Annotated in this window: 10 protein-coding genes; 2 read left to right on the plus strand and 8 right to left on the minus strand. The window is 59.0% G+C overall.

The annotated features are described in order from the left end of the window. Window positions 1-5 precede the first annotated feature (5 nt). The 7 genes from AAAB35_RS15050 to AAAB35_RS15080 form a co-directional block, all read right to left on the minus strand. The gene (locus AAAB35_RS15050; RefSeq protein ID WP_340669090.1) at window positions 6-452 is read right to left on the minus strand and encodes a hypothetical protein; all 447 of its coding nucleotides are present in this window, start codon (window positions 450-452) and stop codon (window positions 6-8) included. 1 nt (window position 453) lies between these two features. Continuing rightward, a complete protein-coding gene (locus AAAB35_RS15055; protein ID WP_340669091.1) occupies window positions 454-816 on the minus strand; it encodes a nitrile hydratase accessory protein in 363 nt (120 codons plus the stop codon). Then, window positions 803-1,462, minus strand: coding sequence for a nitrile hydratase subunit beta (nthB, locus tag AAAB35_RS15060; protein ID WP_340669092.1), 660 nt, complete (start codon window positions 1,460-1,462; stop codon window positions 803-805). Before nthB ends, AAAB35_RS15055 begins: the two co-directional genes overlap by 14 nt. After that, the gene (gene nthA, locus AAAB35_RS15065) at window positions 1,459-2,079 is read right to left on the minus strand and encodes a nitrile hydratase subunit alpha (RefSeq protein WP_340669093.1); all 621 of its coding nucleotides are present in this window, start codon (window positions 2,077-2,079) and stop codon (window positions 1,459-1,461) included. Before nthA ends, nthB begins: the two co-directional genes overlap by 4 nt. 38 nt (window positions 2,080-2,117) lie before the next feature. Next, entirely contained in the window at window positions 2,118-2,711 is a 594-nt protein-coding gene (locus AAAB35_RS15070; protein WP_340669094.1) for a LysE family translocator, read from the minus strand. Between the two features lie 120 nt (window positions 2,712-2,831). After that, a complete protein-coding gene (gene ilvN / locus AAAB35_RS15075) occupies window positions 2,832-3,404 on the minus strand; it encodes an acetolactate synthase small subunit (RefSeq protein ID WP_340669095.1) in 573 nt (190 codons plus the stop codon). Between the two features lie 22 nt (window positions 3,405-3,426). Then, entirely contained in the window at window positions 3,427-5,232 is a 1,806-nt protein-coding gene (locus AAAB35_RS15080; protein WP_340669096.1) for an acetolactate synthase 3 large subunit, read from the minus strand. Between the two features lie 386 nt (window positions 5,233-5,618). On the opposite strand from AAAB35_RS15080, the gene AAAB35_RS15085 reads away from it, so the two are divergent. After that, window positions 5,619-7,508, plus strand: a complete 1,890-nt coding sequence (locus AAAB35_RS15085) for a DUF87 domain-containing protein (RefSeq protein ID WP_340669097.1) — start codon at window positions 5,619-5,621, stop codon at window positions 7,506-7,508. Here the strand turns inward: AAAB35_RS15085 and miaA are convergent, their stop codons facing one another. Next, complete coding sequence (gene miaA / locus AAAB35_RS15090; RefSeq protein ID WP_340669098.1) at window positions 7,509-8,393, minus strand: tRNA (adenosine(37)-N6)-dimethylallyltransferase MiaA; 885 nt, start codon at window positions 8,391-8,393, stop codon at window positions 7,509-7,511. A gap of 27 nt (window positions 8,394-8,420) precedes the next feature. Here miaA and AAAB35_RS15095 point away from each other — a divergent pair. After that, the coding region (locus AAAB35_RS15095; RefSeq protein ID WP_340669099.1) for an HAD-IB family phosphatase at window positions 8,421-9,093 on the plus strand (673 nt) is incomplete at its 3' end.

Here is a 9,093-nt window from a genome sequence, read left to right on the forward strand (position 1 = left end):
TTATACTATAGATTATCCGGATTTCCCGGCCGGATCTGACCTTCACCGACCCGCCCGAATTTCTGGTCAGTCATGCGAAACCGGTCGCCCTTCACCTGCAGCCGCCAGCAGATCTTCTCTGCTTCACCCTCATAAGCGAGGCACAGGTTCTCCTTTTCCAGGGTCCATTCACCGGCATAGGACATGCCGTTGCTGACGACCTGCTCAGGCTTGCAGCATTCGATCATCTTGCCCCGCGACTTGCCGTCCGGCGCCAGGAACTCGCTGAAATTGAACGGCGGCTCCGCCTTGACTTCGCCGGTCAGCGTCGCCCCACTGATGGCCTTGCGCAAATCGTCCTCGCCGGATGTCGGCCAATCGGCATCCTGTGCCAAGGCGGCACCGCCGACAAAAACTGCTGCGCACGCAAGAATGAGGGCCGCCCTTCGGCGAACTTTCAATGAAATCAGCATCTCAGGATCGATCCGGGTCGTTTTCAAGTTTTATGGGTTGGCCGTGCGGTGTGGCATGGGCAGCGCGTTGCCAGGATGCCGCCAGCGCATCGACTTCACTCTTCGCCGCAACATTCTTGGCTACAACGAGGTGTTGCAGAGCCTCCAGCCAGCAATGATAATAATCGCTTGCGTCTTCTAGCGCGCCCGGACGTTTCAATTCTGCCGAGAGCGCATGCGCCCATTCATCCCAGCTGAACAAACCCCTGTCATGCAAGGCGACGACCATGGCGAACGCCTCAGCCTGCCACGGTTCGGCAAAAACCGGACCGCCGTCGTTGGAGGGGAGTCCCTTGGAATGCGTGATCAGGTCACGCAGGCTCAAGATAGCTCTCCCAGGCGTCGATGCTGATGGTCAAAGTCGGGTCAGCACCCTCGCCCCATATCTCAGGCGCCGCAAAAGTCACCGTATAGACGAATTGCGGGCTCTCGCCCTTGCCATGCGCGTTCGTGTCGGCGAACACGAAGCCTTCCCGCACGGCCTCGACAATGCCGGTCTTGCCGCGCGCATAACGCGGCAGTCGCGTATGCGTCTCCGGGTTGAAATTATGCGTTCGCACCTTTTGGCCTGCCGAAAAACGCGGCTGTCCGTCGATCGGACGGTTACAGGGACCGCCCTTCGCAAGCGCGGCCGGCACATTTTCAGCCTTTAAGATGCGCTTCGGCTCAGTCCCTTTTCCGGTCGCGTGCCCCTCGCCGAGTTCCTCGGCGGTTACGAAACCATGTCGCTGCAACAGACGTTCGAGGCCCTTGATCCAGATTTCGTAGTAGGTGGAGGAATAGTAGTCGGCGGGATGCAGGCTCTCGCGTGTGTGCCGGCTTTCATCGATGTTCCAGTGCCCCATCGCGCCGGCAGCAAGCGTCAGTCCCAAAGCGCGCTTTTCCCAATCGGCATGAAACACCGGCTCATCCATTTCCGGCGCGACCGGGCCGAACCCCATCTGCCCACCGAGGTCCTGCGGGCCGTTCATGCCGCCTCCGGCGTCAACGCCAGTCCGGTGCCGATCATCGAATCGCGTGTGACGAGCTCTGCAAGCTGATCCGCACTAAAGCCGTCCGTACCCGCCGGACGCAGGGGCACGATGAGATAGCGCAGTTCGGCGGTTGAATCCCAAACGCGAATTTTTGTCGTCTCGGGAAGGACCAGATCGAATTCCGCAAGGACGCCACGGGGATCGATGACGGCCCGCGAGCGATAAGGAGGCGATTTGTACCAGACTGGTGGCAAACCGAGCACTGACCAAGGATAGCAAGAGCAGAGCGTACAGACCACAAGGTTATGCGTATCGGAAGTATTGAACACGGCATGCATGTGTTCACCCTGCCGCCCGGCAAAGCCGAGAGAAGCGATCGCTGCTGTCGCATCGCGTTTCAGCCAATCGGCAAATTCCGGGTCCGACCAGGCCTTCGCCACGACTTTTGCGCCATTGCGCGGGCCGACCTTTGTCTCGTAGGTCTCGACGATCGCATCGATTGCCTTGGGATCGACAAGACCCTTTTCCGTCAGGATGGTCTCGAGCGCCTTAACGCGCGCAGCCATCGGGTCGAGTTCATTGTCGTGGTGATGGTCGGGGTGAATGTCTGGCATGGAAAAATCTTAAAGCCTTTCTCTACCCCGATGCAAGCTCACTTGAGCATCGGCCAGAGGCTGGCTATGAGGAGGACGGCCATGGTGATGTTGAACCATTTGAGCCGCATCGGATCAGCGAGCCAGCCACGCATCATCTGACCGAACGCTGCCCAGCTCGAAACCGAGGGTATGTTGACGATGGCAAAGGCAGTGCCAACGATGAGAACCGTCGCCAAATAGGCGTCCGCCGAGGTGTATGTCGCCATTGCCGTGACGGCCATCACCCATGCCTTCGGGTTGATCCACTGAAACGCAGCAGCTTCGAGAAATGTCATCGGCCGCGTATTGCCGTCGACCGGGCCAAGCGAGCGCGACGTCGCTATCTTATAGGCGAGGTAGACGAGATAGGCGCCGCCCGCGAACTTGAGCACGGTGTACGCCAGTGGAAAGTTCTGAATGAGCTCACCCAGCCCCAGTCCCACCGCGAGGAGCAGAGTGAAAAAACCGCTGCCAATGCCGAACATGTGCGGGATGGTTCGCTTGAAACCGAAATTCACGCCCGATGCGAGAAGCATGAGGTTGTTCGGCCCTGGGGTAATGGAGGTTACAAACGCAATGACAAGCAACGTCAGGAAAATCTCGAGGGTCATTGTCATACCAGACAGGATGGAGTTGGCGGCAGGCTAGAGCTGGATGGCCTCCAGCTCAACGCCACATCTTGTCAGGGATACAATTGCGTATCCCCGATATGAGGAGCCCGTTCGTCGCCCTTACATGCCTTGCGGGCCGCGATTCATCGCGGCGACGCCCGTGCGGCAGATCTCGACGAGGCCAATCGGCTTCATGATTGCAATGAACTGGTCGAGCTTCGAGCCCTTGCCGGTGATCTCGAAGATGAAGTGCTCGACGGTAGCGTCCACCACCTTTGCGTGGAAGGCTTCAGCAAGGCGCAGTGCCTCGTTACGATTGTCGCCAAAACCGGCGACCTTGACCAGAGCCAGTTCGCGCTGGATCGGCTTGTCATGCCCGAGTTCGCCCGCTCTCACGGACAGGTCGACAACGCGGTGCACCGGTACAATCCGTTCGAGCTGATGGCGAATCTGATCGAGGACGTGCGGCGTACCGCGCGTCACTACGGTGATGCGAGACAGGTGCTGTTCGTGTTCCGTTTCCGAAACGGTAAGGCTTTCAATATTGTAGCCGCGTCCCGAGAACAGGCCGATAACCCGGGCAAGGACGCCGGGCTCGTTGTCGACAAGTACCGACAGGACCGTGGTGACCGGTAGCTCCGTCTCCTTGGCGATGAAATATGCCGAGCCGGAGGCAAGGTTTTGAGCGTTCATGATATTTCCTTCTCCGGTTTGATTAGACGAGCTGCCTGCCCTTGGCATCGATGGCATTGGCGACCGCTTCGTCCGTCGCTTCATCGGGCAGAAGCATTTCATTATGCGCCTTGCCCGACGGGATCATCGGGAAGCAGTTGGCGAGATTGGCGACGCGGCAATCAAAGAGGACCGGCTTTTTCACATCGATCATTTCCTGAATAGCATCGTCGAGGTCGCCGGGCTTCTCGCAGCGTATTCCATGTCCGCCATAGGCTTCGGCCAGCTTGACGAAATCGGGCAAGGCCTCCGTATAGGAATGCGACAGGCGATTGCCATGCAGCAACTGCTGCCATTGCCGGACCATGCCCATATACTGGTTGTTCAGGATGAAGATCTTGATCGGCGCATTGTACTGAACCGCCGCGCTCATTTCCTGCATCGTCATCTGAACGGATGCATCGCCGGCAATGTCGATGACCAGCGAATTCGGATGCGCGATCTGCACGCCCAATGCTGCGGGGAGCCCATAACCCATCGTACCGAGCCCGCCTGAAGTCATCCAGCGGTTGGGCTTTTCGAAGCCATAGAATTGCGCCGCCCACATCTGGTGCTGGCCGACTTCGGTCGTAATGTACGTGTCGTGATCCTTGGTCAGCGCATAGAGGCGCTCCAGCGCATGCTGCGGCTTGATCACATCCTTGTTGCGCGTATAGGACAAGGACTTGCGCGCGCGCCATTTGTCGATCTGCGACCACCATTCGCCGATAGCCTTCTTCTCTGGCTGGACCGAGGAAGCGCGCATCAGACGCACCATGTCTTCGAGAACGTTAGCGACATCGCCGATGATCGGGATGTCGACGCGTACCGACTTGTTGATCGAAGACGGATCGATATCAATGTGGATCTTCTTCGAATTGGGCGAGAACGCATTGAGCCTGCCGGTGATGCGGTCGTCGAAGCGCGCGCCGATGTTCAGCATGACGTCGCAATCATGCATGACCATATTGGCTTCGTAGGTGCCGTGCATGCCGAGCATGCCGAGCCAGTTCTTGCCCGATGCCGGATAAGCACCGAGGCCCATCAGCGTCGACGTAATCGGGAAATTGGTGATCTCCACCAGTTCGCGCAGCAGCTTGCTCGCGTCATTGCCGGAATTGACGACGCCGCCGCCCGAATAGATGACCGGACGCTTGGCGGAAGCGAGCAGCGAAACCGCTTGCTTGATCGCCTCGATATCGCCTTGCACCTTCGGGTGGTAGCTCGTGCGTGGCGCGGTTTCCGGCGGCGTATACATGCCGGTCGCGAACTGCACGTCCTTCGGGATATCGACGAGAACGGGCCCAGGGCGACCCGTCTTTGCAACATGGAAGGCTTCGTGAAGGACCCGCGCAAGGTCGTTGACATCCTTGACCAGCCAATTGTGCTTGGTGCAGGGGCGTGTGATGCCGACCGTATCGCACTCCTGGAAAGCGTCGGAGCCGATCAGGCTGGTTGGAACCTGTCCGCTGATGCAGACGAGCGGAATCGAGTCCATCAGTGCATCCTGCAGCGGCGTAACCGCATTGGTCGCTCCGGGACCTGAAGTAACCAGCATTACGCCGACCTGGCCGGTCGAGCGCGCGTAGCCCTCTGCTGCATGGCCCGCGCCCTGCTCGTGGCGGACGAGGATGTGATTGATCTTGTCCTGCTGGAAGAGCTCATCATAGATCGGAAGGACAGCACCGCCCGGATAACCAAAGATGTCTTTCACGCCCTGGTCGATAAGCGCCTGGACGACCATTTCGGCGCCGGTCATTTCACGTCGTTGCGATGCGTGGCTGTCACTATCCTGCTTTTCTGCGGTCATCGGTCTCTTCCCGTTCAATCCTGTGGCCCTCGGCCCTTCAGAAGATCATTTCGTTTAACTGAGATGCTGGTAATAAAAAAGGCCCCCGAAGGAGCCTGTGTTTCGCGCATGGGAGCTTTCGCCGGGTGCTTACAACACCCTGCCCATGCGCGATCCCACGACGATAAGAACTGTTTTCATGGTCGCGGACGATAATTTGGCATTTTCCATCCGTCAACGGCAAAAATGCAGCGGTTCGACGAATGAGCGTCGATAAGTGGCGACCGTATAAGGATATCGCTCAAATGCGAACAACCGGACTAACAGTATCTCAATGCCTCTCAGCCTAAGGTTGTTCGAACGACGACCATAGTGGTTTCCTCATCGACCAGGATTGAACACCGCCAATGAGCTCAGAAGCATTGCCGTCTCAACAGCCCCGCCCCTTCCTTCGCAACCGAACAGATGGCCATGTCATCGAATGTAACGGCGAAAAGGCGATCATTCATGCGAAATCGGGACCATCGGTCACCGCTTCGGACGACTACTGGACTGTTGGCCAGCTCATCTCGATTCAGGTCGCACAAAGCCGCGTCGTCGGCCTTGTCTACAAGGTGGATCTTCCGAACGCCCATTGGGAGCAGGGTGAGGATCAGAGCATTCACGTTCACGTCGAGCTCGTCGGTCAGGTCGATACGCTCGGTGACGGTACGCTGCGATTTTCATCCGGCATCGCGACTTATCCCTATATGGGGGCTGTGGCGCATCGCATTCGTTCGGACGACCTCGCAGCGATCTATAAGGCGACATTGAAAAACACGGTGTCCGTTGGCCACCTGTCGCAAAATGCCGACATCCCCGCCCTGATCTCCATCGACAGCCTGGTTTCGCGGCATTTCGCCGTGCTCGGCAGCACCGGCGTCGGCAAGTCGAGCGCGGTCTCGTTGCTCCTTCGCAAGATCATCGGCCAGCGCCCCGACCTGCGCGTGCTCATCCTCGATCCACACAATGAATTTTCGAGCGCGTTTCCCGAGCACGCGATTTCCATCGACTACACGACATTCGACCTGCCCTACTGGCTGTTCCGGCTGGACGAATTCGCGGAAGCGGTCTTCCGTGGGCGACCATCAGTGGCTGCGGAAGTCGACATCTTGCGTGACCTGATCCCGCTTGCAAAGGAACGGTTTGCCAGCGCCGAAGGGGCAAGCAGTGCATCACTTCTGAAAAAGGACCGCGATTACTCGTCCATGACAGCGGACACGCCCTCGACATACCGGATCGCGGATCTGATCAAGCTTATCGATGAACGGATCGGCCAGCTGGACGGAAAGCCCGATCGCCCGACGTTGAAGGCGCTCAAGCAGCGTTTGCAGGCGCTCGTCGCCGATCCGCGCTATCGTTTCATGTTCTCGGCGCCGACGACGATGGACACCATGCGCCAGACCATCGGCCACATCTTCCGCATACCGAAGAATGACCGACCGATCTGCGTCTTCCAGTTGGCCGGTCTTCCGTCCGAAGTCGTCAACTCGGTGGCGTCGGTTCTGTGCCGCCTGGCCTTCGACCTAGCGCTTTCGAGCGATGGGCGGATCCAGACCCTCGTCGTCTGCGAGGAGGCGCACCGCTATATTCCGGCCGATCCCAACGGCGGCTTCTGGCCGACCCGCCAGGCCGTCGCCCGCATTGCCAAGGAAGGCCGCAAGTACGGTGTCTATCTTGCTGTCATTACCCAGCGCCCGGGCGAACTCGACCCCACCATCCTCTCACAATGCAGCACGGTTTTTGCCATGCGCCTCGGCAATGAGCGCGACCAGGAAATCATTCGCGGCGCCATTACCGGCGCATCACAAAGCACGATCGGGTTTCTCTCATCCATCGCCAATCGCGAGGCCATAGCCTTTGGTGAGGCAGTACCGACACCCATGCGCATGATGTTCGAGACGATCGCGCCGGAACAACTGCCGGCCGCGCATATGGCAAGGACGCAGCAATCCTCCCGGCTCGGTGATGCGCACGTCTCGCTCGACATGATCCTCACTCGTATGCGGCAGCTCAATGCGGCCGAAAACAATCTGGGCGACGAAGACGGCTTCGATGACCTGGTGGCGCAGGGCTCACCCCCGTCATATCCCGCATTGCGTCCCCAGCCCCCGCTGCCTCCAGATCCCGTGCGAGCCCAATGGCGGACCCTCGACGCCGCGATGCGCAATGACGAGGCATCTAAGCCACAGCAGGAGAGTAGCGAGCGCTTCCGCGCAAGTGATCTCATCCGTACCTTTCGCACCGACAAGCCCTGATCAATCAGGGTAAGCCAATCTTTCCCAATCGTCGCCAAGTTGGTTGCGAAACCAGGTCATTTGCCGCTTGGCATATTGCCGTGTGGCGATGATGGCACGATTGGCAGCTTCCTCGACGCTCGACCGGCCCTCGATGACGTCGGCAATTTCCTTGACGCCGATTGCCCGCATTGCCGGCAGTTCGCTCGGCAGGTTCAGCGAAAGCAGTTCTGCGACCTCTTGGACAGCCCCGGATGTCATCATCGTTCTGAAGCGCAATGCAATGCGCTCGCCGAGCCACGCCCGGTCAGGATCGATGACGATCTTTCGGGTAGCGCCGGGATCGATCAGCGACCGCCCAGTCTCCTTTTGCCAGTCGATGATCGACCGACCCGATGCGGCGAAGACTTCAAGGGCCCGCACAATCCGCTGACTGTCGGAGGGCCGGAGCGTCGCCGCCGCCAGCGGATCCTTTTCGGTAAGGATCGCATGTAATTGGGCTGCGCCGTGCTCTGCGTCCTGGCGGCGCCAATACGCCCGAATTTCTGCAGGGATTTCCGGCATGGCGGAAAGCCCACCCAGCAGCGCACGAAAATAGAGACCCGTACCTCCAACGAATACGATCGGCATCTGTGATATTTCCTGCCGGCCCAGGAGTTGCTCGACATCGGCGAACCAGCCGCCGGTCGAATAGGCGAGCGCTGGCGGGACATGGCCGTAAAGATAATGCGGCACGACCTTAAGATCGTCGGCGGCGGGACGTGCCGTCAGAAGGTTCAATATGTCGTAGACCTGCATGGAATCGGCATTGACGATCACCCCGCCCATTTCCTTCGCCATGCGAAGCGCCAGCGCCGACTTGCCGCTTGCCGTCGGTCCGGCTATCAGGATCGTCTGTCTTGTCACATCAACCGCCCGATCGGAAACTGTCCCATGCCTTTGATGGCCACCCTCATTGCCAATCCCGCCGCGGCGGGCCTTTCGCCTTCGCTCGGGATTAAAGCCTCGGCGGCGGTCAATGCAACAGGTCTTTACTGGCTGGCGGATGGAATTGCCTGCGACATTTCCTTGAAGGATGGCACCGATCCGGCAGAAGCCCATGCCAGACTTGAGGCTGCCCTTGGCGGAGTTCCGGTTGACATCGTTGTGCAGGACCAGGACACGAGAAGAAAGAAGATCCTGATCGCCGACATGGATTCCACCATGATCCAGCAGGAATGTATCGACGAACTTGCCGAGGAGGCAGGCCTGCGCGACAAGGTTGCCGCGATCACCGCAAGGGCAATGAATGGAGAAATCGCCTTTGAGCCCGCCTTGCGTGAACGCGTATCACTGCTGAAAGGGCTGCCCTACAGTGTCATCGATAAGGTCATCGCCAGCCGTATCACCCTTATGCCGGGCGGGCCCGAACTGGTGCGGACAATGAAGAAGTTCGGGGCCTACACCGCCCTCGTCTCTGGCGGATTCACGGTTTTCACGCAGCGTATTGCCGACATGATCGGCTTCCATGAGAATAGCGCGAACATATTGATCGATGACGGACAGACGCTCACGGGCGAAGTCAGGGAGCCCATCCTCGGCCGCGAGGCGAAGGTCGCCGCCTTGA

It is taken from the genome of Phyllobacterium sp., assembly GCF_037994425.1.
Lineage (GTDB): Bacteria > Pseudomonadota > Alphaproteobacteria > Rhizobiales > Rhizobiaceae > Phyllobacterium.